This window comes from Bacillus sp. GS3m_15504 (genome assembly GCF_055825275.1).
The window spans coordinates 35,379-60,681 of record NZ_JBVVNL010000001.1; the positions used below are offsets into that span (position 1 = coordinate 35,379).

General features: G+C 34.2%; 24 protein-coding genes and 1 pseudogene. 15 read left to right on the forward strand and 10 right to left on the reverse strand.

Annotation, left to right across the window (positions count from 1 at the left end; genetic code table 11):
- Positions 1–31 precede the first annotated feature (31 nt).
- Positions 32–1,357: pseudogene (gene gntP, locus AC0L0O_RS00240) on the forward strand (gluconate permease GntP).
- Between the two features lie 168 nt (positions 1,358–1,525).
- On the forward strand, positions 1,526–1,717 hold the full coding sequence (locus tag AC0L0O_RS00245) for a YjcZ family sporulation protein (protein WP_001290392.1): 192 nt from the start codon (positions 1,526–1,528) through the stop codon (positions 1,715–1,717).
- Positions 1,718–1,767: 50 nt separating this feature from the next.
- Here AC0L0O_RS00245 and AC0L0O_RS00250 read toward each other — a convergent pair whose 3' ends face one another.
- From AC0L0O_RS00250 to AC0L0O_RS00280, 7 genes are all read right to left on the reverse strand, one after another.
- Positions 1,768–3,747, reverse strand: coding sequence for an FtsX-like permease family protein (locus tag AC0L0O_RS00250; protein ID WP_000144912.1), 1,980 nt, complete (start codon positions 3,745–3,747; stop codon positions 1,768–1,770).
- Positions 3,744–4,496, reverse strand: a complete 753-nt coding sequence (locus AC0L0O_RS00255) for an ABC transporter ATP-binding protein (protein ID WP_000393254.1) — start codon at positions 4,494–4,496, stop codon at positions 3,744–3,746. Before AC0L0O_RS00255 ends, AC0L0O_RS00250 begins: the two co-directional genes overlap by 4 nt.
- A gap of 20 nt (positions 4,497–4,516) precedes the next feature.
- On the reverse strand, positions 4,517–6,472 hold the full coding sequence (locus AC0L0O_RS00260; RefSeq protein WP_000144995.1) for an ABC transporter permease: 1,956 nt from the start codon (positions 6,470–6,472) through the stop codon (positions 4,517–4,519).
- 74 nt (positions 6,473–6,546) lie between these two features.
- The gene (locus AC0L0O_RS00265) at positions 6,547–8,520 is read right to left on the reverse strand and encodes an FtsX-like permease family protein (protein ID WP_000145040.1); all 1,974 of its coding nucleotides are present in this window, start codon (positions 8,518–8,520) and stop codon (positions 6,547–6,549) included.
- Positions 8,521–8,614: 94 nt separating this feature from the next.
- Positions 8,615–9,637 carry a sensor histidine kinase gene (locus AC0L0O_RS00270; protein WP_000765327.1) on the reverse strand — a complete coding sequence of 341 codons (1,023 nt, stop codon included), beginning with the start codon at positions 9,635–9,637 and terminating at the stop codon, positions 8,615–8,617.
- A 2-nt stretch (positions 9,638–9,639) separates the two neighbouring features.
- Positions 9,640–10,335, reverse strand: coding sequence for a response regulator transcription factor (locus tag AC0L0O_RS00275; protein WP_000276737.1), 696 nt, complete (start codon positions 10,333–10,335; stop codon positions 9,640–9,642).
- A gap of 202 nt (positions 10,336–10,537) precedes the next feature.
- On the reverse strand, positions 10,538–11,410 hold the full coding sequence (locus AC0L0O_RS00280) for an AraC family transcriptional regulator (protein WP_001982622.1): 873 nt from the start codon (positions 11,408–11,410) through the stop codon (positions 10,538–10,540).
- Positions 11,411–11,716: 306 nt separating this feature from the next.
- Between AC0L0O_RS00280 and AC0L0O_RS00285 the strand changes: the two genes are divergently transcribed.
- From AC0L0O_RS00285 to AC0L0O_RS00310, 6 genes are all read left to right on the forward strand, one after another.
- A complete protein-coding gene (locus tag AC0L0O_RS00285; RefSeq protein ID WP_000859653.1) occupies positions 11,717–12,487 on the forward strand; it encodes an ABC transporter ATP-binding protein in 771 nt (256 codons plus the stop codon).
- Positions 12,474–14,423, forward strand: coding sequence for an ABC transporter permease (locus AC0L0O_RS00290; protein WP_073522338.1), 1,950 nt, complete (start codon positions 12,474–12,476; stop codon positions 14,421–14,423). The genes AC0L0O_RS00285 and AC0L0O_RS00290 overlap by 14 nt, the downstream gene beginning before the upstream one ends.
- 142 nt (positions 14,424–14,565) lie before the next feature.
- A complete protein-coding gene (locus tag AC0L0O_RS00295) occupies positions 14,566–15,144 on the forward strand; it encodes a class I SAM-dependent methyltransferase (protein ID WP_001176081.1) in 579 nt (192 codons plus the stop codon).
- Entirely contained in the window at positions 15,144–15,734 is a 591-nt protein-coding gene (locus AC0L0O_RS00300) for a DedA family protein (RefSeq protein ID WP_000418932.1), read from the forward strand. Before AC0L0O_RS00295 ends, AC0L0O_RS00300 begins: the two co-directional genes overlap by 1 nt.
- Before the next feature lie 296 nt (positions 15,735–16,030).
- Positions 16,031–16,378 carry a YxeA family protein gene (locus tag AC0L0O_RS00305; protein WP_000819341.1) on the forward strand — a complete coding sequence of 116 codons (348 nt, stop codon included), beginning with the start codon at positions 16,031–16,033 and terminating at the stop codon, positions 16,376–16,378.
- Between the two features lie 75 nt (positions 16,379–16,453).
- Positions 16,454–16,633 carry a hypothetical protein gene (locus AC0L0O_RS00310; protein ID WP_000928044.1) on the forward strand — a complete coding sequence of 60 codons (180 nt, stop codon included), beginning with the start codon at positions 16,454–16,456 and terminating at the stop codon, positions 16,631–16,633.
- 148 nt (positions 16,634–16,781) lie between these two features.
- On the opposite strand, the gene AC0L0O_RS00315 is transcribed toward AC0L0O_RS00310, so the two are convergent.
- Complete coding sequence (locus tag AC0L0O_RS00315; protein ID WP_473785597.1) at positions 16,782–17,753, reverse strand: Rpn family recombination-promoting nuclease/putative transposase; 972 nt, start codon at positions 17,751–17,753, stop codon at positions 16,782–16,784.
- A 174-nt stretch (positions 17,754–17,927) separates the two neighbouring features.
- Here AC0L0O_RS00315 and AC0L0O_RS00320 point away from each other — a divergent pair, with 174 nt between their 5' ends.
- Positions 17,928–18,608, forward strand: a complete 681-nt coding sequence (locus AC0L0O_RS00320; RefSeq protein ID WP_001168083.1) for a DUF7003 family protein — start codon at positions 17,928–17,930, stop codon at positions 18,606–18,608.
- Between the two features lie 60 nt (positions 18,609–18,668).
- On the opposite strand, the gene AC0L0O_RS00325 is transcribed toward AC0L0O_RS00320, so the two are convergent.
- Positions 18,669–19,571: a diacylglycerol/lipid kinase family protein gene (locus tag AC0L0O_RS00325; protein WP_000167887.1), complete on the reverse strand. Its 903-nt coding sequence runs from the start codon at positions 19,569–19,571 to the stop codon at positions 18,669–18,671.
- A 258-nt stretch (positions 19,572–19,829) separates the two neighbouring features.
- The gene (hpt, locus tag AC0L0O_RS00330) at positions 19,830–20,357 is read right to left on the reverse strand and encodes a hypoxanthine phosphoribosyltransferase (RefSeq protein WP_001019306.1); all 528 of its coding nucleotides are present in this window, start codon (positions 20,355–20,357) and stop codon (positions 19,830–19,832) included.
- Between the two features lie 160 nt (positions 20,358–20,517).
- Between hpt and AC0L0O_RS00335 the strand changes: the two genes are divergently transcribed.
- The 6 genes from AC0L0O_RS00335 (at position 20,518) to AC0L0O_RS00360 (ending at position 25,162) form a co-directional block, all read left to right on the forward strand.
- Entirely contained in the window at positions 20,518–20,733 is a 216-nt protein-coding gene (locus AC0L0O_RS00335) for a hypothetical protein (protein ID WP_002156638.1), read from the forward strand.
- Between the two features lie 184 nt (positions 20,734–20,917).
- Positions 20,918–21,250 carry a hypothetical protein gene (locus AC0L0O_RS00340; protein WP_000415605.1) on the forward strand — a complete coding sequence of 111 codons (333 nt, stop codon included), beginning with the start codon at positions 20,918–20,920 and terminating at the stop codon, positions 21,248–21,250.
- Positions 21,251–21,426: 176 nt separating this feature from the next.
- A complete protein-coding gene (locus AC0L0O_RS00345) occupies positions 21,427–21,873 on the forward strand; it encodes an LPXTG cell wall anchor domain-containing protein (RefSeq protein ID WP_000728003.1) in 447 nt (148 codons plus the stop codon).
- 89 nt (positions 21,874–21,962) lie between these two features.
- Positions 21,963–22,583: a class D sortase gene (locus AC0L0O_RS00350; RefSeq protein WP_000771606.1), complete on the forward strand. Its 621-nt coding sequence runs from the start codon at positions 21,963–21,965 to the stop codon at positions 22,581–22,583.
- A gap of 39 nt (positions 22,584–22,622) precedes the next feature.
- The gene (locus AC0L0O_RS00355) at positions 22,623–23,312 is read left to right on the forward strand and encodes a response regulator transcription factor (protein WP_017561140.1); all 690 of its coding nucleotides are present in this window, start codon (positions 22,623–22,625) and stop codon (positions 23,310–23,312) included.
- Positions 23,309–25,162 (forward strand): sensor histidine kinase, encoded by a 1,854-nt coding sequence (locus AC0L0O_RS00360; protein ID WP_134189320.1) that lies wholly within the window; start codon positions 23,309–23,311, stop codon positions 25,160–25,162. Before AC0L0O_RS00355 ends, AC0L0O_RS00360 begins: the two co-directional genes overlap by 4 nt.
- Positions 25,163–25,303: the final 141 nt, after the last annotated feature.

Below are 25,303 nucleotides of genomic sequence, written 5' to 3' on the forward strand. Positions count from 1 at the left end.
CTCTTTTTTTATAAAGTAAGGGGAATGGGAGATGGATATATACTTATTAATCGTCACATTACTTGCAATTGCAATTGTCATTTTAGGTGTATCATGGTGGAAATGGCATGCATTTATTAGTTTAACAGTTGCAAGTTTATTTTTAGCGATTATGTCTGGGCTGAATTTAACGAAAATAGTGACTGCCTATGAATCTGGTGTTGGTAGCGTACTAGGGCATTTAGTTGGTATTTTAGCTCTCGGTACAATTTTAGGAAAAATGATGTCCGATTCAGGGGCCGGCATGCAAGTGGCAGATTTCTTTATTCGATTTTTCGGTGTGAAGAAACTACCGTGGGCTATGTTATTTGCAGGATTTGTTATAGGGATTCCGGTATTTTTTGAAGTGGGGATTGTCATTTTGTTACCACTCGTTATTTCCATTCGAAAAACGACGAAGCAAAATATATTATTAATTGCGTTACCTGTTATTGCGGGATTATCTATCGTACATGGGCTCGTGCCACCACATCCAGGAGCGATGACAGCAATCGGTATTTATAACGCGAACTTAGGAAAGGTACTTTTATATTCATTACTTATCGCGCTACCAACGGCTATTATCGCAGGACCGATATTTGCAAAGTGGATACATAAAAGGGTTATACCTGAAAATGAACCAGAGCTTATTCGAGTTACGACAGTATCAACTGATTTACCAAGCCGTAAAGTTTCGTTTTTTATCATTTTACTGCCGGTCGTTTTAATGATTTTATCAGTAGTTGCGCCATATATTTCATTACCGAAAAAGATAACTGAATTTTTTGTATTTATCGGAAGCCCAGTAATTGCTTTACTTATTTCATGTTTCGCAGCATTTTATTTACTTGGAATAAGACAAGGAATTAATAAAAAGATGATTAAAAAATTAACGGATGAAAGCTTACTACCTGTCGGTTCCATTATTTTAATAATCGGTGCAGGCGGTGGATTTAAACAAATATTAATTGAAAGCGGCGTTGGAACGGCGATTGCGCAAATGGCAGAACATATATCGTTATCACCAATCGTATTAGCTTTCATGGTAGCTGGATTAATTTGAATTGCAACAGGTTCAGCGACAGTAGCATTAACGACAGCAGCAGGAATTGTTTCACCAGTTATTCAGCACATGTCTGGTGTGAATTTAGAATTGCTCGTTATAGCAACCGGTGCAGGCTCATTAATGTTTTCTCACGTAAATGATGCAGGGTTCTGGCTTGTAAAAGAGTATTTAGGTTTGACAGTAAAAGAAACGTTTAAAACGTGGACGGTGCTAGAGACATTGTTATCTTTTATTGCATTTGGTTTTGCCCTTGTATTGAATATGTTTCTTTAAAAGATACCTGGATAGGTATCTTTTTTTGATGAAGCCCAATTGCCAAAACAAGCCCGTTTTTAAGTAAGCCAAGCTTCCTATTCGCCCTGAAAACATACTATAAATGGAATCCCCTCATTTAGAGCAAGGTGAACTTGTTATGAATGATACTAAAGGAGGAATAGAGTAATGAGCGAAAAGTGTGAACACAGACATGATGATTGTAACCGCAGACATGGGTGCGGCGGCGGTTTTGCGCTTCTAATCGTATTGTTTATTTTATTAATCATCATCGGTGCTAGCTGCTTCGGCGGAGGCGGCGGTTGTGGTTATGGTGGTTACGGCGGTTATGCTGGCGGCTACGGTGGATATTGCTGCTAATTAAAAACTATTGAAAATGGCCTTGTGCAATACGCACAAGGCCATTTTATTCATATTTTTATGTGCTGTGATAATTTATTAATGTACAGAGATCGGATTAGGAAGAAGAAAATAATCTCGATAATCCCAAAGAAAGTGAGTACAATTAATAACTCTTTTAGTAAAGAAAAAGCGAGTATGCTTTGTAAAAACTTAACCGCAAATAATGTGTGAATACCAGCAACGATATAAGGAACGAAAAATAAAATTCCTAATTGAATCGTTGCAGAGCGAAACATTTCTGATTCTGTTAAACCAAGTTTTGTAATCGTAATATATTTTTGTTTTTCATTTGTTAAGTCGTTATACATACGGAAGTATAAAACACTAGCCGCACCGATAAAGAAAATAAAACCGAGGAATGCCCAAATAAAGAAAGTAGCAATTGAATTTCCTTTGCTGTATTTCAGGTCATCGGCAGCTGTATAAATATTAAATGGGGGTTGAAAATTACCTTCCGCATCTTTGTGTGCCTCATAGAAGTTATCTGTATCATTTCTAATATGTTTTAATATATTTTTCGTAGGAGCAATCGCATTTTCCCAGTTTTCAACGAAGTAATTATACACTATGATTGTTTCAATATGAGGAATCATATTATTGAATACATCATCTTGTACAACCATTAAATAAGGGAATGCGAAGGCGGGTTCAATGGATTTATTAATAAATCCTTTAATGTGAAATTCTTTTTTATTAGATCCGATTGTAATTGTATTTTGTTTTGCGAATGGATTTGATACAAGATTTAAGAGCTCTGGTGAGTAACGAGAAATAATATAAACTTGTGTAGAATCAAGATTTATTTCTGGTCTCCTTAATTGTTTTGCAAGCGTGTTATAATCACTCATTTTCATAAGAGTAATGTCTTCTTTTAAAGCGGTATCTTTTAACAATGTAGACTGATGCTTGCTGTATTGAAAATTAGCATTTGTAAGCTCCGTTTCAATTGTAGCAATATGTTTTTGTTCAAGTGAATTTTCCCCTTTAGATGTATATGTGAAGGGGATAGGAAAACGTTCTAATATCATTGCTTTCGTATTATTATTGATAGCAAATAGCGCGATAATAATTGTAAATGCAAGTGCAGATAGCATAGAAACGATAAAGAGTACATTAATATTACTACGAGTGCGGTTAGCTAAATCTGAAATCCATAACATATTTATTTGCTTCATATAAAACTTTCTCCGCTTTTTCAAAATAAAGATAAAGAGAAGAAACGTTTGTGAAAAGAATAAATATGTTCCCACCACTACGAGCGGTAAAATAGATAGCATAATTAAGAATACAGATCCATTTTGTACATTTTTTTCTGTTATATAGCCTTGCGGATAACCAGCGATATAATAGCATAGCCCTAAACAAATTAAAGCAAATAATGAAATGAGTATAGACGGTCTTTTTTCGCTTTTTTCTTTTTTATTATTTTTAAGTAATCGAGTTGTTTTCCGAGTACGAATGAACATTGGTGTAAATGTAGAGACGATGAAAAATAAAATAATAAAAGTTATTGTTGTAACGATAATAGCTTCTGTTGGCCAATATAAATAGAGGCCTTTTGCATTTGTTAATTTAGAAGTAACGAGTAAGAAAAAGTTAGAGAACACGAGACCGCCTTGAATACCTGCAAAGATAGCAAGCATTCCAATAATCATATTTTCAGTAAACAAAAGACGTTTTAATTGTTTTTGAGATATACCGAGAACAGTTAAAACGCCAAATTGTTGCTTCCGTACATTTAAAAACGTCCCAATAGAATATAAGAGAAAGAAGAACGAGAACAAAACGATAACAAACTGTGCCATGCCGGCTAAGTTCATCAATGGATCTTGTTCCTGTAATTTATTCATAATTTGTAAGCGTGGATGATACGCGTATACAGTAAATGAAAAGAAAACCATGATCGAAAACGCGCTACTCACAAAATAAGCGAAATATGCTTTGGAATTACGCGAGACATTTTTAAATGCAAATTGCCAAAATGTCATCCACGTCTTCCTCCTAGTAATGCTAAAACATCTAATATTTCTTGATAAAACTTCTCACGATACAATCCTCGGTGCAGTTCGTTGTAAAGCTCCCCATCTTTAATAAAAATAACGCGATTACAATAACTTGCTGCAAACGGATCGTGGGTAACCATTAAAATCGTTGCATCTTCTTCTTTATTTAATTTCGTAAATAACTCCATTACATCAATAGCTGCTTTCGAGTCTAGGTTTCCTGTCGGTTCATCAGCAAGGAGAAGAGACGGATGATGAATAACGGCGCGTGCTACTGCAGTACGCTGTGCTTGTCCTCCTGAAACTTCAAAAATACGTTTATTTAAAATATGATCGATTCCTAGTTTTGTTGAGATGCTATCGAGCTTTTTGTCCATCTCTTTTAAAGGAACATTGTCTAATGTTAAAGGTAATACGATATTTTCTCCGATCGTTAATGTATCGAGTAAGTTAAAGTTTTGGAAAACAAACCCTAACTCTTGACGACGGAAAACAGCTAATTTTTCTCTACGAAATGTGTGTGGCTTTTTGCCGTTAATAACGACTTCCCCAGAAGTGGGCGAATCAATTGTAGAGATAACGTTTAAAAATGTAGATTTCCCACTGCCAGATGGACCCATAATGGCAACGAATTCTCCTTTATCTACATGTAAATTTATATTTTTTAAAGCAGTATGAGGGACTTTTCCTTCATACACTTTCGAGACGTTTTTTATGTGTAATACTTCTTCCATCATAATCACCTTTCTATTTTTTAAAACTTAATGTGTTGTGATAATTTTTGCATATAAAAGGAACGAATTAAAAGGAAAAATAAAATTTCAACTGTTCCAAAAATCATAAGAACGACTGTAATCTCAGCGAAGAACGAGAGATGTAAAACTTCTTGTAACATCTTTGTCGCGAACATCGTATGGATGGATGCCATAATGTAAGGCACGAAGAAAAGAATCGCAAGCTGAATTGTCGCTGAACGTTTCATTTCAGTTTCCGTTAAGCCAATTTTCGTAATCGTTATATATTTTTCTTGCTCGTTTGTTAAATCTGTATACATCCGGAAGTAAAGAACACTGCCAGCTCCGATAAAGAAAATAACACCTAAGAAAGTACCAATTAAGAAAAATGAAGCGACATTTAGTTTTGTTTTATATAGAGAATCGCTCGCTTCACTTGCATGGAAAGGAGGGTGCTCTGCTTGAATTGCTGCATTGTCGTTATGGATTTTTGTTATAAACGATGAACCGATATTATGTGCTTTTTCCCAATCTGTAACTTTGAAGTTATATACACTCATTTGCTTGGAAACAGTCGATAAGGCTTCTACATTTTCATCAGATAGTATGAGTAATTGGTATATTAAGCTGTTTGGGAATGGGCTATAACTTTTATATTCTTTCACTTGTAGTTGTAAATTGTTTTGAGTAAGTGTAAGAGTATTTTTCTGTTCTTTATTGTGAAGTGTTCCAATAACTTGGTCATCTAAGTCTTTCATAAGAATATAAGATTCATTTTTATTTACCGTGAGCGTTTCCCAATTTAAAGCCTTAGCAAGTACATTATAGTCACTTTGTTTAATTGCGTAATAGAGTTGCGTATTATTTTCAGCTGAAGATACTTCATATATATCCGTTTTAAATTTTGTATAAGTAAAGTGTTCTTCATTAAACTTCTGCTCTAACCAGTTTAAATGCTCATCCGCTAACGTATTTTCAGTATGTGATAAATATGTAAAAGGAAAAGGGTTTTCCCTTATCGCATCAAACTTTGTAAATTTCCCAAAACCGTATAAGAATGTAATCATTGTAAAAGCGAGTGTTGATAGCATCGCTACAATAAAAAGCATATTAATATTCGTTCGAATGCGTGATGCTAAATCAGAAATCCAAAGCATATTAATGCGTTTCATATAAAACGTTCTTCGCGCTTTTAATATACGAATGAGTAAAAAGCTAATTTGTGAGAAGAAAAAATATGTTCCAGCTGCAATAAGCGATGGGATGACAAATATACTAGAGATGGCATATAAAAGCCCAATGATGTCACCTAGCGATAGAAAGTATAATGGATTTGCGGCTAACGCATATCCTGATATTAAACATATCGCACCAAATAGAGAGATGAGCACAGATGCTTTTCTTTCTTTTTGTTTTGTTCCTTCTTTTAAAAGACGTACAGCTTTTCTCGTACGAATGAGCATCGGTGTAAAAGATGATACGAGAATAAAGAGTCCGAGAAAGATGATGATAGTTAAAATAATGGCGCTTGTAGGCCAATATAAATATAAACCAGGTACATGTGTAATTTTGGCGGTAACTAATAAAAAGAACTGTGAAAAGACAAGTCCAAGTTGCATGCCAAAAAATATAGAAAGAACACCAATTAACATATTTTCTATAAATATGAGTCGTTTTAATTGTTTTTGAGAGATGCCAAGTACTGTTAAAATCCCAAATTGCTTTTTTCGTACTTTTAGGAAAGTACCGATTGAATATAGTAAAAAGAAAAATGAAAAGAATACAATGACAACTTCTGAAATTGTCATTAATATGTTCAGAGCATAATTTACGTCGGTCATATGCAATTTAGGATGAAATAAGTAAACTGCAAATGAGAAAAAAATTGCAATAGAAAACGCGCTGCTTACAAAATAGGCGAAATAAGCTCTGGCGTTCCGTGTGACGTTTTTAAATGCAAACTGCCAAAATGTCATTCACCTAAACCTCCTAATATAAGGGGCATGAAAAAGGAGGGAAGAGATCCCACCTTTTTCATGTAATAACCTTTTTAATGTGTATTAGTATATTGTGATAGCTTTTGCATATAAAGTGAACGAATGAATAAGAAAAATACGATTTCAACGAACCCAAAAATAATAAGAACGGCTGAAACTTCTTTGAACAAAGATAAGCCAATTACATCTTGTAACATTTTTGTTGCGAACATTGTATGAATGGATGCCATAATGTACGGAACGAAAAATAAAATACTAAGTTGAATGGTTGCAGATCGTTTCATCTCTGCACCTGTTACACCGATTTTAGAAATCGTTATATATTTCTCTTGTTCGTTCGTCAAATCGGTATACATTCTAAAGTAAAGAACGCTACCGGCTCCAATGAAGAAAATAACTCCTAAAAATGTTCCAATTAGGAAGTATGCAGCACTACCAGATGTTATTCTATATAACGATCCTGCTGATTCAAAGGATCGAATAAGAGGTTCTTCATACTGAGATTTATTTCGATCTTTTTGCACTTTTTCTATAAAAGTATTAGCAATTTCATATGTCTGTTCCCAGTTTTGAATTTTGTAATTGTACGCCGATATATGCTTTACCGTGTTAGGTAAGTTGTTCACGATAATATCAGGCAAAACTATCGTTTGATATGAAAAATTAGATGGAATTGCATGGATCTGTTCATAGCCTTTAACTTTTAATTTCGTATTTGTACTAGAGAGTGTAATGTAATCTCTTTTGTAGCTTTGCTCAAATTCATTAAATATAGTGATATAAGACGTCCCCGTTAAAACATATGCCTCGTTATCATTCATAAATAGTTGTTTCATTCGTAAAGAATCCGCAAGTTTGTTATAGTCACTTTGCTTAATTGCGTATACGTCATTATAAATAGCTATACCTTTATCTTCTTCTAGCGGTGTTTCATATATATCAGCTGTTATTTTCTCATAAGGAAAATGCTCTTTTTGTAATTGTTGCTCAAGCCAATTTAAATGCTCTGTAACAAAAGGATTCGCATCATAAGAAAAATAAGAAATTGGGAAAGGCGAAGTTCGATTAACGTCTAGCTTAATAAATTTTCCGAACCCATATAGAAACGTAATCATTGTGAAAGCGATAGTAGATAGCATTGCTACAATAAAAAGCATATTAATATTCGTTCGAATACGGTTTGCTAAATCAGAAATCCAAAGCATATTAATCTGTTTCATATAAAACTTTCTTCTTTTCTTTAAAATATAAATAAGTAAGAAACTAATTTGTGAAAAGAAGAAATATGTACCGATTGTAACGAGCGTTGGAATGACGAAAATACTTGAAACCATATATATAACACCTATTTGTGGGCTTACTGATACGAAATATTTAGGATTTCCAGCTAACGCATAGCCACCAAATAAACAAATCGCACCAAATAAAGAAATAAGTATGGACGGTTTTCTTTCTTTTCGTTTTTTACTATTTATTTTTAAAAGGTGTACCGCTTTTTTTGTACGAATGAGCATCGGTGTCAATGTAGATACAACGATAAAAAGACTAAGGAAGACGATTGTCGTTAAAATAAACGCGTTAATAGGCAAGTATAAATATATGCCTGGTACGTGCGTAATTTTTGCTGTCACTAATAAGAAAAATTGCGAGAAGACAAGTCCAAACTGCATACCGAAAAAGATAGATAAAATACCGATTAACATATTTTCCATGAAGACGAGACGGTGTAATTGTTTTCTAGATATTCCTAAAACGGTCAAAACGCCGAATTGTTTTTTTCTAACTTTTAAAAAAGTACCAATGGAATATAGTAAAAAGAAGAAAGAGAAAAATACAATTACTACTTCTGAAAATATCATTAATCCTGAAATTTCAGAGACCATGCCAAATTTTTGTAATTTCGGATGGAATAAGTAAACAGCAAATGAAAAGAAAACGGCAATCGAAAAAGAACTACTTACAAAGTAAGCAAAATAAGCTCTCGAGTTGCGCGTGACGTTTTTAAATGCAAATTGCCAAAAGGTCATAAATTATACCTCCGGTTAGAAGATATAGAAGTAGTTTTATTGCAAAAAATGTATGAGAGTGAGTTCTCATACATTTTGCTTGCATATGTCACGATCATGCTTCGGTCACCTTCTCCGCATGTTCTGATTGATTATTTGCAGCGTTGTGGAAGATGATTTTAATCGTCGTTCCTTTACCAACTTCAGAATCTAGTTTGACAGAGTGACCTAAGTAATCACAAATTTTACTTACGATATAAAGTCCCATACCAGTAGATTCTCCGAATGTACGACCATTTTTCCCAGTGTAAAACGGTTCGAATACTCGTCGAATATCTTCTTGCGGAATACCAACACCTTCATCACGAACTTCTAAAATAATATCTTTTCCATTTCGATAAGCGGATAAGAATACTTTCTTTCCGCGCTCACCAGAGTAACGAACGGCATTTGTCATTAACTGATAGATGATAAATTTTAGCCATTTCGCATCAGAAGCAACCTTTAAATCAGAATGAACTTCTAAAACAGGGAAGACTCCGTTTCGGATAAATAGTTCTTTTAATCCATTAATATTTTTCGTTACCGTATCTTTTAATGAAATCGTCTCAACATGGAAGTCTTCATGGAAGTTATTTAACCTTGCCATGTATAAAGCCATATCAAGCCCTTGGTTTAGGCGTTCTAATTCTTTTTTGAATTTCGGAATTAAATGTTCATCTTCCATTTCGAGTACCATAAGTTGCATAACAGAAACGGGTGTCTTCATTTGATGCACCCAGTGGTTAATGAATAATTGATGTTCTTGTTGTTTTACTTCGTACGATTGTAGTTCTTTTTGGAAGAGACGATACTGCGTACGCACGAGTTCATTTACACCGTGAGGCATCGGAGCAGTTGCTCTTTCAATAAACGCATCTTCCATTTTTTCTGGTTGCTCACTTAATCTATGGTACATTCTACGATTGCGAACGTAACGATAAGCGAGGAAACAAATAAATAAGTATAAGCTTAAAACAACGAAGTAAAATTTATTATTTTGGAATCCATCTACTGCATCATAAAGAACGAAGATGATACCGAAGTTTAATATGTACAGTAGAAAAAATGCAAAATGATCACGTAAAAATAGCTTCATGCTTATTCACTCCAAGTTGCGTTAAAACGATACCCAAGTCCGCGCACTGTTTCAATAGCATTTTCAATACCAAGCTCATTGAACTTTTTACGAAGACGCGTAATGTTTACGTTTAATGTGTTTTCTTCAACGAAGCTCTCGTCATCCCAAAGGGCAGCTAGTAAATCTTCACGGCTCGCTGTACGAGGGAATTTAGATAATAACATTTCTGCTAAAATAGCTTCTTTCTTCGTTAAAAGAACTTGCTCAGATCCGAAGTGAATTTCAGGACGTTCTGGGAATAGTTTTAAACCTTCTACTTCAACGATACGTTCAGAAATATTTGGCGCATAATCACCGTAAATACGGCGTAATTGACCTTTAATTTTCGCCATTACAACGTCGTAGTGGAACGGTTTTGTAATATAATCATCCGCACCGCTTTCAATCGCCATAATTTGTTCCATCTCACCAGCACGAGCTGAAATGAAAATAATAGGACAAGTAGATTCATGACGAATTTGGCGGCACCAGTAGAACCCATCGAATTTCGGTAAGTTTACATCAAGTAAAACAAGATGTGGTTTCACTGCGTTAAACGATTCCATAATATCATCGAAATTCTCCGCAACAACAGCTTCATAGCCATACTTTTGAATGTGAGATTGCAGTAATGATGAAATATTTGGATCGTCTTCAACGATTAAAATTTTATACATATGTATATTCCTCCTAAAAAAACAATTGTAGATATAGTGTATCATGTGTTTCAAGTCTTTTCATTATGTTGAAAGATAAGCTAATAAACAGTATAGGGCAAAAGCGTAAAAAGTAAAAAGGGCGTATATATAATTGACAATTAAAAAGAACTAAAATGTAAAACAAAGCTGCCCTTCCTAAAAAGGAAAAGCAGCTTTATTTTTATTTCTTCAAAACCGGTATCCAAATTTCACTTTTAAAGTTTGGAGAAGATATATCTTTCTGTTCATTCCACAATATTTCCGGTCCTTCCGCTAGTTCATAGTTTGAGGAAGGAAACCATTCGGAATAAATGCGTCCCCATACATTTTGTAATGTTTCAGGAAATGGACCGACAGCTTCAAATATAGCCCATGTTGAAGCTGCAACTTCAAGCTGTTTAAACTGCTCGGGACAATCCTTTGTTGTGGCTACTCCAATATAGTGATCGAGTTCACCTTTTTCCTCCATTCTGCCTTCAGAAAAGTTAGTAGAAGCGCTAATGATTCCAGTAGGTTCCATGTTTGAAAGGGACTTTAGTGTTTGAATAATCTCTGGATTTAAACTTTTCCACATAGAAGCAATTTCTTCATTTACACCGTTAAAAACGATTGGTACTCGTTTTGTAATACCTATAATTTGAAATGAGTCTTTTTCTTCAATTCGATAGTTCATTTCATGTCCTCCTTGGATGGATAATTGGAAGGTCATGGGTGAATAAGCTTTTAAAGAATGACTACTACTTCGGGCCTCTGAAGGTGTTATGCCGTGCAAGTTCTGAAAGGCACGTGCAAAAGAATCTGGTGAGTTGTAACCATATTTGATAGCCACATCAATAACTTTTGCACCACTATTTTTTAGTTCAAAAGCAGCGAGAGTAAGACGTCTACAGCGAATATATTCTGATAGTGATATGCCAGCTAGGAAAGAAAACATTCTTTTGAAATGATACTCGGAGCAGTAAGCTATTTTTGCGACTTCCTTAAAATCAATTTCATGTGTAAGGGTGTCTTCAATATACTGCATTGCTGCATTCATGTTTTTAAGTGAATCCATAACCATAACCTCCTTGTTAAATAGAATAGCAGGAAAAAAATAGCTCCATCCGACATTTCATGCACAACTTTGTAGGGTATATTTTTAACCTTACAAAATTGTAATGTTCCTGTAAGGAGAATGAATGGATGGCATGATATCCCAATGTTATAGTAACAAAGTACTTTGATTCATTAGGTTAAATTTTGATTTCTTTGCTCACCAGACTTACATAACTGTCATGTTTGTGTAAGAAATATCGATAGTGGCAAGAGTAGAGAATGTATATAGTGAAAATAGAGAATAGATGAAATGAGGGATGTCGAGATGAAAACAGTATTAGAAGCAAAAAATATTGAAAAAGTGTATGACACGGGTGGTAATAAATTTGCAGCGTTAAAAGGGATTAACCTACAAGTAAAAGAAGGTGAGTTCGTTGGAATTATGGGACCTTCTGGTTCGGGTAAGACGACTTTACTAAACGTTCTTTCTACAATTGATAATGCGACGAACGGTGAGATTTTAATTGATGGAAAAGATATCGTGAAAATGAATGATGATAAGTTAGCGTTATTCCGCCGCGATCATTTAGGTTTCATTTTCCAAGATTATAACTTATTAGATACGTTAACGGTAAAAGAGAACATTGCGTTACCTCTTGCGTTATCGAAAGTAAAGGCAAATGAAATTGATCGCCGCGTTCTTGAAATCTCGAAAAAGTTCGGTATTGATCATATTTTAAGTCAGTTCCCATATCAAGTATCTGGTGGACAGAAGCAAAGATGTGCGGCATCACGTGCAATCGTTACAAATCCAAGTATGATTTTCGGGGACGAGCCAACCGGAGCACTTGATTCTAAATCAGCGACAGATTTACTTGAAAGTATGAAGTCGCTAAATGAATATGATAACTCTACAATTTTAATGGTGACGCACGATGCATTTGCGGCAAGTTACTGCAAGCGAGTTATTTTCATTAAAGATGGTGAGTTATATAAAGAATTGCACCGCGGCGAGTTAACGCGTAAACAGTTCTTCCAACAAGTCGTTGATGTAATGTCTTCTATTTCCGGAGGTATGGCTGATGACCTTATCTAGCATTGCCCTCCGCAACATACAGCGGAACTTTAAAGACTACTTTGTATATTTTGCATCTATGATTTTTAGTATCGTTATTTACTTTACATTTAAAGCACTGCAATATAATTCACAAATGGAAAAAGCAGCGGAAGCTTCTAAAAAAATTAGCGGGGCATTCCAAGTTTCCAGTGTGATGCTTATTATTTTCGTAGCGGTGTTTATTATATATTCGAACGGTTTCTTTACAAGAAAACGTAAAAAAGAAGTTGGGTTATATTCTTTATTAGGTATTCGTAAAAGACAGATTGGTAAAATGCTCTTTTATGAAAATATGTTAATGGGATTAATGTCTTTAATTATCGGGATTGCGATTGGTAGTGTCCTTTCAAAACTATTCCTTGAGCTGCTAGTAAGCATGATGGGATTAAAATTAAATGTACATTTTGAAGTACCAATGGCTGCAATTGTTGATACAGCAATTATTTTCTTTGTGATTATTTTATATACATCACTTCAAGGATATCGTCTAATTTATCGATTCAAGCTAATTGAACTTTTCCGTGCAGAACGTGAAGGAGAAGCAATGCCGAAGGGCTCTGTTATTATGGCATTAATTTCAGTTTTCTTAATCGGTTCAGGTTATTTCTTAGCGTTAATGTACATGAAAGCAGTTATGTATGCAGACTTTATGGTCGTTGCATTATACATTTTATTAGCGACAGTAGCAGGAACTTATTTATTGTTCATGTTCTTCACAGTATTTATATTGAAACGTGCAAGAAATAATAAGTCAGCGTTTTATAACGGTATGAATATGGTAACGACATCACAATTACTATATCGTATTAAAGGAAATGCGAAATCACTTGCGACAATTGCGATTTTAAGTGCAGTAACATTAACGGCGGTTGGTACGTCAGTTACGATGTATTACAATACATTTACGCAATCAAAAGTGGCTGCACCGTATAGTTATTCTTATGAGAAAAAAGATGAAGCATTAGATAAAAAAGTAAATGAAATACTTGCTGGAGAAAAGAGTAATCATCCAGTGACATATGAATCAGAACTTGAAATGATTCCTGTGAAAGGAACATTTAAAGGTGAAAGAGCGGATCAAGTTCTGAACACACACTATAATGTGACAAAGCAGTACCAGCTTATTTCTCAATCAAACTTTAATACAATCGCGAAACATTTAGATATAGAACCTGTAAATTTAAGTGCAAATGAAGCTTTTGTATATGATAGCTTATATATTGAAACACTTGATTTTGGTCCTCTTTACACAGGAAATACAGCTGTATTCCCTGTTGGAAATGAATCGAAAGAGTTAAAGATTAAAGGTGTAGATAGTAGAAGTGTTACAAACTTAAATGAACTATTTGTAATCGTTCCAGATCAAACATATGAGCAGGCGAAACAAGTAAACGAAACGCGCATTGTAAAAAATATTGATGTAAAAGGTGAGCGAAATAGTAAAGAGTTAACAGCGAAATTAGCAAGCGTTATGCCAGCTGGTGAATCAGAAATTTTAAAACCATTTCATGATTTCTATACAGGATTCCAAATGGGGCTTGAAACGACAGGCTTAATGATGTTTATTGGGTTATTCTTAGGATTAGTCTTCCTATTAGCGACAGGCTCAATCATTTACTTTAAACAATTAACAGAAGCAAGTGCTGACCGTGATCGTTACGTCGTCCTTCATAAAGTCGGTGTAACGAAGCAAGAGATGAAGAAAGCTATCGCAAAACAAGTAAGCTTTATCTTTGCGATCCCGTTAGTAATCGGAATTTTGCACAGCTTGTTTGCACTAAAAGGTTTAGGGAACATATTACCGTATGAAATCATGATCCCACTTCTAATTAGTATCGGAGTATACGGTGTCATTTATATTGGATATTACTTCTTAACAGTTCGCTCTTATTATAAGATTGTGAGTGCGAAGTAATAAAGGGGCAGCTATCGCTATAGGCGATAGCTGTTTTTTATTCTTCATAAAATCTTAAGAAATCTCCTCAATTTTTGTTAAGAAACGATAGTTATACTTAGAAACAAGTTAAAAACTATTGAACGAATGGGGAGAAGTTTACATGCAGCTCATAACATTCTTACATGAATTTATTAAACATCCGAAACATACTGGTGCAGTTGCGCCAAGTTCAAAAATATTAGCAAAGAAAATGGTAGATGTAATTGATTTTAATAAAGCAAAATGCATTGTAGAGTTAGGGCCTGGTACAGGAGTCTTTACGAAAGAAATTATGAAGAGAAAGAAGCAGGAAACAATATTTCTTCTTATTGAAATAAATGAAGTGTTTTGCAAAGAGCTAAAGAGAAAGTTTAAAGATGAGCAGAACGTCATTGTTGTGCATGGTTCAGCTGAAAATATAAAGAAGTATATGGAAGAGTTCCATATAGAATGTGTTGATTACGTCTTATCTGGATTGCCTTTTGCTTCTTTATCAGAAGAAGTTTCAAAACGCATTTTAAATAATACAATGGAAGCAATACATGAGAATGGGGAATTCATAACATTTCAATATTCACTTGTGAAAAAAGGATTTATACAGCATTTCTTTCCTCAAATTACATTAGAAAAAGTGTGGCTCAATTTTCCGCCAGCGTACGTCTTTAGCTGTAAAAAAGAGCTAAGGAGAGTATATGCATAATGGAATTGCATGAATTATTATCCTATATTGAGCAGTATGGTTATTGGGCGTTATTTTTCTGTTTATGGTTAGGTATTATCGGTATGCCAATTCCAGACGAAATGATCGTAATGAGTGGTGGTTTTGTCTCTTCATTAGGGATATTAAGTGTCATTCCAGCATTGTTATTAACATATTTAGGTGTTGTATCAGGACTATCGCTAGGTTATATATTAGGGAGAATATTTGGTGCGAAAGTACTTGATAAGCTAATGAAAAAGAAAAAGGCAAAATATTTTTTGAAATCTCAACAAATGGTAGAGAAATATGGTCATTATGCGTTAGTTACAAGTTACTTCATACCAGTTGTAAGACATATCGTACCGTATTTAGTTGGAATGAATAACATGTCATTTCGGATATATGCTTTGTATTCCTATACGACAGGATTTGTTTGGACACTCATTTATTTCGTGCTCGGTTCTTTATTCGGACAACATATTGAAAGAATTGTAGCAGTTGCGATAGAGTATGGCGTATATTTTGGCGTAGTTGTTGTTTTAATTGGCAGTTTGTTTTATGTAAAAAGAAGTGCGGTAGTTAGTAAGTAGAGGAGGCTGTTCCAAAATACATTTTGGACAGCCTTTTTTGTTGTTTTTACTGTCAGTTTTTGTCGGTAAGTCGATATTCCTTGTCGAAACGTCGATATATTCGAAAAATCGTTGATATATTTTGAGTTGTGTTCGATATATTTGAAAAATCGTCGATATAATTTCATGTACCTAGATGTAACGCTACATTTCTTCTACATTAAGAAAAAGTTAAGAAACTGTACGAGTTTTTATTAAGGAATGCGCTCTATACTTAGAAATGTTCTCAAGAAAACATAATGAAAGGCGGAATATAGATGAAAAGATTTATTTTTGGAGCAATGATTGTTATCGTCGCAGGGGCGGCATACTTATTAAGCGGGAGTAAGCTATTAGATCAGATGAACCCATTTCTTGATATAGAGAATCATTACGCAATTATTGATAATGATGGAAAAGAATTAGGCGGAAATAAAGGCCGTGAATATACGGTGAAAGCTTATGATAAGGATGGAAAAGAAAAAGAAGTAACGATTGATGGAGTAGGTGAATTACAAAAAGGTTCGTATTGGCATGTGCTGACAAGAGGAAAGGTTTTACATGACAAAGTGCAAGTAACGATAGATAAAATTCCTGACGGTGCAAAGGCAAAGTTAGGATTGTAAATATAAACCCGATTCTCGATGAGAGAATCGGGTTTGTTATTTTATGGTAAAATTTAAAGGGGAGGAGTGAGAGGTATGCTACTCGTTGTTAGTCTTATATTAATTGGGATTATGTGTAGTATGAGGGTAGTATCTTTACATATGATAGAACGACAAAAGATAGAAGAACGATACGTATATTGTCCAAAATGTGATGCGAAAATTAGAAAAGGGAATTCTGCTCCTTTTTGTTCGAAATGTAATGTAATATTTTAGTTCAAGTAAGTCCTCCGAATCACTTTGCATGGTGCTGGATTTTCCTTTTGAAGGAAATGTTGGGGAATTTCAATGCTATAAAAAAATGCGGGGTATGCCAAGAAGTTGATGAAAAAGAGCTTGAAACAATTCAAGCTCTTTTTCATTGCTATTTATGTCCTAAAATATGTTCAACCTCAGGCACACTCAATTTACTTGCCTTAGCAATCGTTTCAAGTGGTATGCCAAGATCATACATACTTTTAATCATTTGGATTTTTCCCTGTTGAACTCCTTCTTTTCGCCCTTGTTCTATACCTTGTTCTATACCTTGTTCTATACCTTGTTCTATACCTTTTTCTAAGCCCTTTTCCATGCCTCTTTTCATACCTTCTGTCTCTGCATGGGCGAATTTTGCTGCTTCATCCATTAAAACTTTCTCCCTTGCGTCATAGGCTTGTCGGAAAGAGGAATCTTGACTCATACGTTCCCACTTGTTTATTGCTTTTTGTAAAATAGGGTCTTGGTTCATAGCAATATCCTCCAATAGTTTAGTTAAGTGCTCATCCTCATTTGCTGAAAGCAATAAAAGCCAACGAGCAAATGGGTCTTTCCACGGATTTACTTTTTCTTCATGCCACTGTTCTGTTAACTTTGGAATTTCTACAATGTGAATTTCTATGTCATCACTCAAGAGTTTCTGTTGTTGTGTATTCCACAATGTGCCCTTTGTATGAAATTCTTTGTGATCTAAAAACATTATGAAGTTCAATAAATTAATGGTGATGGTTTTACGAAGTGCACTGTAGGGCATCCCTTTTTGTAACTGAGATGTATATAATTTTCCCCAATAATATAAACTGCGTTTCATCATATCGTGATTATTATTAAGCTGTATTTCTATATTTACTTTTGTCCCTGTGCCTAATGTTGCTGAAATGTCTAGAATTGATAATTTATCATTTGCGTGTTCTCGGTGTAAATGTGGATCTTCTAATTGTAGAGAAGCAATAGGTGACTCTAAAGACTCTTGTAACATCGCGTTTAAAAAGGCAATGAGAATATCTTCACTACCATTCGTACCAAACAATTGTTTAAATGCAAAATCAATGCGTAAATTCACTAATTGTTGGTTGAACAAAGTATGTCCTCTCCCTTATATGAAGGTGCTTCTTTTCTTCATTTTATCTAAAAATAACTAGAGTATGCAAATAGACCATTCTGCTATTTTTAAGTAGGATTATTATAATGTCAGAGGTAAGTATAGCTATTCTAGTAAAATTAAAAAGTTTATATAGAGGTGAAGATGCTACAGATGCAAAAAGATATTTTGAAACTATTAGATAAAAAGCAAAGTAAGTATGAATTTCCTGCTTTTGATAATGCTTATATGGATATTTCACAAGTGAAATTCTCTCTTTTCTTTAAAGAGAATAAGGATTGGTTAATGGTGTTTCAAGTTGTCGGTGTAGGTTCATTAGGTGTATGTAATGATATTCAAGTATATGGAGATAGAATAAACCATTCAATTGGTGATGATGGAATTTTGCAATTAAATGATGGAGATTATGAATTATTTGATGATGAAGGTAATTTTATACCGGATATTTATAACGGCAGTTTAAAAATTCGCGAGCATCATTTTGAATATCAATTTACAGAAGAAGATTATGTGAATCATGGAATAGAAGTACAAACGATAGAGTCTTATCCAACATATTTCATGCGTATGCTTGCTACTAATAATGAAGCAAGAAATTTATTATGGTGGAGTAAAGAAGAGATTTTAGAAGAGTTTGATTTAGAAGGCAACTGGGAAGTAGCGTATGAAACGGAAGAATGGAAACATGTTGAAGATGAAAAAGTAAGTGAAAATGAATTCTTCCAATCAGTAGCCGCTGCAATAGAGAAGAAAGATCCAAGTATTATTGTGAAGAAGGATGCTAATACGCACTGGAAAAATTGGGTGGAGTTTGATTACGAAAATTCATATTAAAATATCTTTGTAATAAAAAAGACGAGCTAAAATGTTAAAACTTTAGCTCGTTTTTTTGTATTACACAACCGCAGGATTATAAATCATCGTAAAGTGTCCTGGTAATAATTCAATGTTACAAGGTGTATGAAGCGAACTTTCTCCATCTGTATCTACTTCTTTTTCTTCTTCTGTTTCAATATGAATGGATTTCGCTTTTACGTGGAAGATGTCATTTTCGTTTGAGTCTTCAAATAGTTTCTTTCCGATGTAATCTTTAAATGCTTGAATACCTGTTGATTTGACTACGAAAATATCAAGTGTTCCGTCATCACATTTTACGTTCGGAATAAAGGACGGGATGCCGCCAAGATATTCACCGTTTCCAACCATAACAAGAACAGCTTCGTCTTCATATACCTGTCCGTCGTACGTAATTTTTACTGGGAATGTTTCAGCATTTTTGACAGTTCGAATTGTGCTTAAGTAGTAGCCGATTTTTCCAAGCTTTGCTTTTTCTTCTGCATCGATATTGTTTGATACTTCAGATACGAGTCCAATGCCCCAGAAGTTTAAGAAATGTTGTCCATTTGCTTTTGCAACGTCAACTGGTTTTACGTGTTCCTTAGTGATAAGTTTTGCTGCTTCTGCAATGTTTTGCGGAACGCCTAGTGTGCGAGAGAAGTCATTGCAAGTTCCGCCTGGAATAATTGCAAGTGTAGGTCTAATTTCAAGAGGTGCTAAGCCGTTTGTGCATTCAAATACTGTGCCGTCACCACCAAAGACGATAATTAAATCTACTTTACTAGCAAACTCTTGGCAATATTTTGTTGCATCACCTTGTTCTTTCGTATGAAGGATATGTAAGTCAGGAAAAGCCGCGGCAAGAGGTGGTACGATTTTCGTTAAATTTGTATGTAAGTCGCCTTGTCCAGCTTTTGGATTTACGATGAGGAGTACTTTTTCAAATTTTGTCTTTGTCATTTTTCATCTCTCCCTGTTTTTTTGTAATGGAAAGAAAGGAGCTGTTCCGATGTATTGCAGAACAGCTTCTTCCTATTAATAGGGCGCTAAGATTGTCAGTTATTGTCGGTAAGTCGATATATTTAAAAAATCGCCGATATAATTTGAGTTACGGTCGATATATTTGAAAAATCGCCGATATAATTTAAGATACGGTCGATATATTTTGAAAATCGCCGATATAAATTTTATGTACTATCGACTTTTTAAGTTATACGATTATTCCGTTACAACTGAAGCGATAAATGGTAAGTTACGATATTTTTCTGCGCAGTCGATGCCGTAGCCAACGATAAATTCGTCTGGAATTTGGAAGCCAACATATTCAGCTGTTAAATCCACTTTGCGGCGCTCAGGTTTATCAAGTAACGTACAGAATTTGAGTGCCTTTGGTTTATGCATAAAGAAGTGATCTTTTAAGAAGTGAAGTGTTAAACCAGAATCGATAATGTCTTCTACGACAATTACGTTTTTTCCAGTAATGTTTACATCGATATCTTTTAATAGTTTCACTTTTCCAGTTGTTTCTGTTTGATTTCCGTAGCTAGATGCAGAAATAAAGTCGATTGTTACATCGTTTTTAATGTGACGAATTAAATCAGCAGCAAATACGAAAGATCCTTTTAGTACAGCGATGACTACGATTTCTTCTCCTTCAAAATCACGTTCGATTTGAAGTGCTAGTTCTTTTACTTTTTCTTGTAATTGTTCTTCAGAAATTAAAGTGTCTTTTATTTCAATATTCATTGGAGTCCTCCTACAGTGTAAAACTTGTGAACATTTCGACTGTAAAGGATAGAAAGGAAAAAGTCAAAGGAGATAGTAATTTTTTACAAAATACGAACAAAATCATCTGATGATATGATATACTAATTATATTAAGAAAACGCTTCCATAAAGGGTGATGATAATGAAGAAGAAACAGTACACAACTGTAACATTTATAAAAGCATTACTATTAACAATTGTTCTTGGATTGTTGGCTTATATAATTGATGTACCAGCGATTCGGATTTCACTAATTGGAATGACTTTAGTATTAGGCGCAATTTCCCATGGTATGATGTCACAACTGCAAGAAGCTGGACTTGATGATATGAAAGACCATATAGATAAGAAATAAGAGACCTTCACATAGGCATAGTGAAGGTTTTTTTGTTTCTTACAAAAATGTAAGGTAGTTGTAAGGGAAATCGATAGTTGCATAGTAGTGTTTTGGATAAACTATGGGTGTAAGGTAAAAGGCAAGCATATTTTAGGTAAATTAAGTTTTAGGCACTCTATATGTGAAAAAGGAGTAGGAGGGCATGGAGAAACGTTGGACGACCTTTTCTTTTTTAGCAACTAGCAACACCGTAATGCTAGCTGGCGAAATGGATTTTTTGCACTTGTTTGATCGAGAAGACGATCATTCTTCTTCTAAATTTACAATGAAATGGAGTAAGTGGAGCGAGAGTTGTAGGTTTGAAGAAGAGACCCCTAACGAAGAGCAAAAGGTTATTTTGACAAACCCTATTAAAGCGTGGGTTGTTCAACGTCGTAAGTGTAACGTCAAAAATCACTTAAAGAAAACTGAGCCGAGACAATTAGTTATCGCTCCGGCCCGTTCTACTTCTAAATCACGCGAAAGTAACATGTAAATATTGAGACACACACCCGAAAAAACATCGTATATATTGCGATGTTTTTTTATTTTTTACAATGAAATCTTTAAATGAAATATATTTCATCTGCATCTTATATTTATATCTCTTGTTTATTCTAGTGATACATCCGATGCGAAGTGATGTAAAACGTATAAAAGGAGAGAAATAAAATGAAAAAGAAACTATTACCGATCTGTGCAATAGCACTTTTAACAGTAGGATATTCTTCAGTAGCAAGTGCGGATACTGGAACAGTAACAAAGGAAGAAGCAACGCAACTGCAACAAGATAAAGCGAAAAAAGAAGCCGCGATTAAGGAACAGCAAAAAATTGAAGAAGAGAAAAAGAGAATAGCGCAAGAACAGCTAAAAAATGATATGGCAAAAAAAGAAGAAGCAATAAAGGCTCAGCAAAAGAGTGAGGAAGGGAAAAAGGAAGCAGCACAAGTACAACAAAAAAATGCTGCAACTAAAAAAGAAGTAGCAAAGCCAGCTGTACAAGGTGAAAAATTACCAAACACTGCATCAAATAATGTAGCAATGATGGCACTAAGCGCGTGCCTTGTAGGGATAGGGACGTTATTCGGTTTGAAACGTCGCAATAAAGTTAAGGCGTAATTACAATATTGCCCTATAAAGAATGGGATAATTTCATATATTAAAAATGGTAGGTTATTCCTACCATTTTTGGCATGGAGGGATGAAATGTGAAGTTACTTAATTATATCGGAATGATATTAATGGCCATCGGGCTACTTATGGGATCCTATTACGCTGTGGAATGGTATAAAGGAAAAAGTTCTGCGCAAGAATTAACGAATGAGGAAATAAAGAGCTTTAAAAATATACAACATAATCAACTTCCTTATGAAACACTGGTAACTTCTCAAGTGCCTTCTTCTCAAACAGAACATAAAGAAGGAGAAAAGGTAGCGATGTTACATATACCGAAATTAAAGAAGAAGTTTTCTATATATTGGGGAGCGGATGATGCAACTTTGAAAAAAGGAGTTGGGATGTTCGTTAGTGATGTAACGACAACGCCATCTGGAGGAGGACATACTGTACTAAGTGGGCATAGGGATACTGTCTTTACAGATTTAGGACAGTTGAAAGAAAAAGACACTCTTGTTTTAGAGTATGATAATAAAACGTACACATATGAAATTCAAAAAATATGGATTACCCATGCGGATGATCGTACTGTTATTATAAAAAAAGAAGAACCGATACTAACACTGACGACTTGTTACCCATTTGATTATATAGGGGATGCGCCAGATAGATATATTATCGAGGCGAAGTTAACTGGTAGTTATTCAAAATGAAATTGTAGTTTCGAAAAGCGGGAGGGGGATACATAAGTTATGGCAAAAAACATTTTAATTGTGGAAGATGAAGATATATTACGTGAAATATTAAAAGACTATTTTTTAAGTGAGCAATATGTAGTGTTTGAAGCGAGGGATGGGAAAGAGGCTTTAGTTGTATTTGAAGAAGAAGAGGTTGATTTAGTTATTCTTGATATTATGTTGCCGGAACTCGATGGATGGTCTGTTTGCCGAAGAATCCGTAAAACATCCGAAGTTCCTATTATTATGTTGACGGCACGTGTAGATGAAGATGATACGTTACTTGGATTTGAACTTGGGGCGGATGACTATGTGACGAAGCCATATAGCCCACCAATTTTATTAGCAAGAGCGAAACGGTTGTTAGAGAGTAGAAAAGTGACAAAGCAACTTTTAGAGAATGAAGATGATACATTATCAATCCATGGTATCCATGTCCATTTTCCATCGCGTACTGTTACGGTAAATAAAACAGACATTAATTTAACACATACAGAATTTGAAATATTAGCGTATTTTATGAGAAATCAAGGGATTGTTTTAACAAGAGAGCAACTTATATCAAGAATTTGGGGATATGAATTTGCTGGTGATGATCGAACGGTTAATAGCCATATTCGTAATTTAAGAAACAAATTAGGAGAGAAAGCAAAGTACATTACAACTGTAGTACGAACAGGTTATAAATTTGAGGGGAATGTATGAGAAAAGGGATTGTACTAAAATTATTTACCCTCACAACAGCGCTATGTATGTTAATTTTAGCGACGATTTTTATTGGACAAACGCTATTTTTTAAACAATATTATGCGAATCGAAAAGTAGAAGATATTAAAGTGAATTTAAATTCCTTTGAGAAGAATTATTTAAACTATGCAGGAAATACAGAAGAAATTAAGCGACTGGAGCAAGACTTTTTAAGAGAAAATAATACGTGGATTACGACATTAGATCAGAACGGGAATTTAAAGCATGCGGATGATTTTTATTTTGAGGTTACGATAGATCGTAAGCAACAGAAGAATTTTGGACAACAAATATTCAACATTCCTTTATACAATCTCATCAATATAGAAGAGATTGATAATAAATCATCCAATCCGTTTTTAGGGCAAGAAATTTATTTTTCTGGAGTGAAAAAAGAAGAAAGTTTTATTCCATTCTCTTTTTCGTTAGGTAAGCAAAATTTGAATGGATCTAATAAACCGTTAGAAAAAGCATTTAATGAGAAAATGAGTAAATTAGATCAGGAAAAAAAGAAAGCAGCTGAGGAACAATTCGGTAAGGAAAAGAAGCCGGCAGTTCAGGAGCAAGCTGCCCAAGAACCAGATATTCACATAAGAGGGCGTGTTACGAAAGTTCAGCTTCCGGATGTAACAGGTCCTATAAATCCAATTTATAAAAATAGTATCTTTTTAGATAACATAAAAGAATTTCAAACGGATTTATTATTGAAAGAGAGCAAGCACATACAATATGCAACACAAACAATGGACTATGAAAAAAATGATATTAAATATAAATTATTAATCAAGCCAATAAAAGAAAAAGATGGATCAGTAACTTATATATATGCGATGGCTTCTTTACAACCTGTAGATGAAGCTGTACAAATGGTGCAAGATTACTACATTTACATCATTGCATTTGTAGTCGTTCTTATTTTTTTAGCTTCGTTTTATTATTCAAAACAAATTGCAAAACCGTTATTAAAAATAAATGATACGACGAAGAAAATAGCGCATTTAGATTTCACAGAACAAATACCGATTACTTCAAAAGATGAAATTGGTGATTTATCGAAAAATATTAATACACTCTCTAACAAATTAAATTCCCATATTGGACAGCTAGAACAAGATATTGAAAAGGAAAGAAAGTTAGAAAAGACGCGGAAAGAATTCATTTCTGGTGTTTCGCATGAACTAAAAACACCGCTGAGTATTATGAAAAGCTGTATTTCTATTTTAAAAGATGGAGTAGCTGAGCATAAAAAAGAGTACTATTTTCAAGCGATGGAACGGGAAGTAGACAAAATGGATACTTTAATTTTGGATATGCTGGAGTTAGCTAAATTTGAGTCAGGCACATATAAAATGAAAATGGATTTATTTTATATTGATACAGTAATTGAAGATATATGTGAACATCTGTCTGTAGAAATAGAGAAAAAAGAACTTCGTGTTCATAAAAATATAGGTCCATTTGAAGTGATGGCAAATCAAGGCCGGATTGAACAAGTCATCGTAAATTTCATTACGAATGCGATACGTTATACACCAAATAAAGAAGATATTATTATTTCTACAATAGATGAGAAAGGTCGTATAAAAGTATGTATTGAAAATAAAGGTACTCACATTGAAGAAGAGCAATTAGATAAAATTTGGGATCGTTTTTATCGCGTGGATGCAGCTCGCCAGCGTTCGCAAGGAGGAACAGGTCTTGGACTTGCCATTTCAAAGAATATTTTAGAACTACATGATGCTGAATATGGGGCAGAAAATACAGAAGATGGTGTGTTATTTTATTTCTATTTACCGAAAAAAGCGTAGACAATATGATCTACGCTTTTTTTATTTATTTTCATATTATCTTTACCTAATCTTTATTTTTAATCAGTATAATTTGTTTAGAAAATGAGGTTATGTAAGGAGTCGATGAACCGTGCATAGCAATTGGCTAAGTATAATGGT

What these genes read in the sequence shown, in the direction of transcription:
- AC0L0O_RS00245 (WP_001290392.1), top strand. Translation starts at nt 1,526, where the DNA reads ATGAGCGAAAAGTGTGAACACAGACATGATGATTGTAACCGCAGACAT.
- AC0L0O_RS00250 (WP_000144912.1), bottom strand. Translation starts at nt 3,747, where the DNA reads ATGACATTTTGGCAATTTGCATTTAAAAATGTCTCGCGTAATTCCAAA.
- AC0L0O_RS00255 (WP_000393254.1), bottom strand. Translation starts at nt 4,496, where the DNA reads ATGGAAGAAGTATTACACATAAAAAACGTCTCGAAAGTGTATGAAGGA.
- AC0L0O_RS00260 (WP_000144995.1), bottom strand. Translation starts at nt 6,472, where the DNA reads ATGACATTTTGGCAGTTTGCATTTAAAAACGTCACACGGAACGCCAGA.
- AC0L0O_RS00265 (WP_000145040.1), bottom strand. Translation starts at nt 8,520, where the DNA reads ATGACCTTTTGGCAATTTGCATTTAAAAACGTCACGCGCAACTCGAGA.
- AC0L0O_RS00270 (WP_000765327.1), bottom strand. Translation starts at nt 9,637, where the DNA reads ATGAAGCTATTTTTACGTGATCATTTTGCATTTTTTCTACTGTACATA.
- AC0L0O_RS00275 (WP_000276737.1), bottom strand. Translation starts at nt 10,335, where the DNA reads ATGTATAAAATTTTAATCGTTGAAGACGATCCAAATATTTCATCATTA.
- AC0L0O_RS00280 (WP_001982622.1), bottom strand. Translation starts at nt 11,410, where the DNA reads ATGGATTCACTTAAAAACATGAATGCAGCAATGCAGTATATTGAAGAC.
- AC0L0O_RS00285 (WP_000859653.1), top strand. Translation starts at nt 11,717, where the DNA reads ATGAAAACAGTATTAGAAGCAAAAAATATTGAAAAAGTGTATGACACG.
- AC0L0O_RS00290 (WP_073522338.1), top strand. Translation starts at nt 12,474, where the DNA reads ATGACCTTATCTAGCATTGCCCTCCGCAACATACAGCGGAACTTTAAA.
- AC0L0O_RS00295 (WP_001176081.1), top strand. Translation starts at nt 14,566, where the DNA reads ATGCAGCTCATAACATTCTTACATGAATTTATTAAACATCCGAAACAT.
- AC0L0O_RS00300 (WP_000418932.1), top strand. Translation starts at nt 15,144, where the DNA reads ATGGAATTGCATGAATTATTATCCTATATTGAGCAGTATGGTTATTGG.
- AC0L0O_RS00305 (WP_000819341.1), top strand. Translation starts at nt 16,031, where the DNA reads ATGAAAAGATTTATTTTTGGAGCAATGATTGTTATCGTCGCAGGGGCG.
- AC0L0O_RS00310 (WP_000928044.1), top strand. Translation starts at nt 16,454, where the DNA reads ATGCTACTCGTTGTTAGTCTTATATTAATTGGGATTATGTGTAGTATG.
- AC0L0O_RS00320 (WP_001168083.1), top strand. Translation starts at nt 17,928, where the DNA reads ATGCAAAAAGATATTTTGAAACTATTAGATAAAAAGCAAAGTAAGTAT.
- AC0L0O_RS00325 (WP_000167887.1), bottom strand. Translation starts at nt 19,571, where the DNA reads ATGACAAAGACAAAATTTGAAAAAGTACTCCTCATCGTAAATCCAAAA.
- hpt (WP_001019306.1), bottom strand. Translation starts at nt 20,357, where the DNA reads ATGAATATTGAAATAAAAGACACTTTAATTTCTGAAGAACAATTACAA.
- AC0L0O_RS00340 (WP_000415605.1), top strand. Translation starts at nt 20,918, where the DNA reads ATGGAGAAACGTTGGACGACCTTTTCTTTTTTAGCAACTAGCAACACC.
- AC0L0O_RS00345 (WP_000728003.1), top strand. Translation starts at nt 21,427, where the DNA reads ATGAAAAAGAAACTATTACCGATCTGTGCAATAGCACTTTTAACAGTA.
- AC0L0O_RS00355 (WP_017561140.1), top strand. Translation starts at nt 22,623, where the DNA reads ATGGCAAAAAACATTTTAATTGTGGAAGATGAAGATATATTACGTGAA.
- AC0L0O_RS00360 (WP_134189320.1), top strand. Translation starts at nt 23,309, where the DNA reads ATGAGAAAAGGGATTGTACTAAAATTATTTACCCTCACAACAGCGCTA.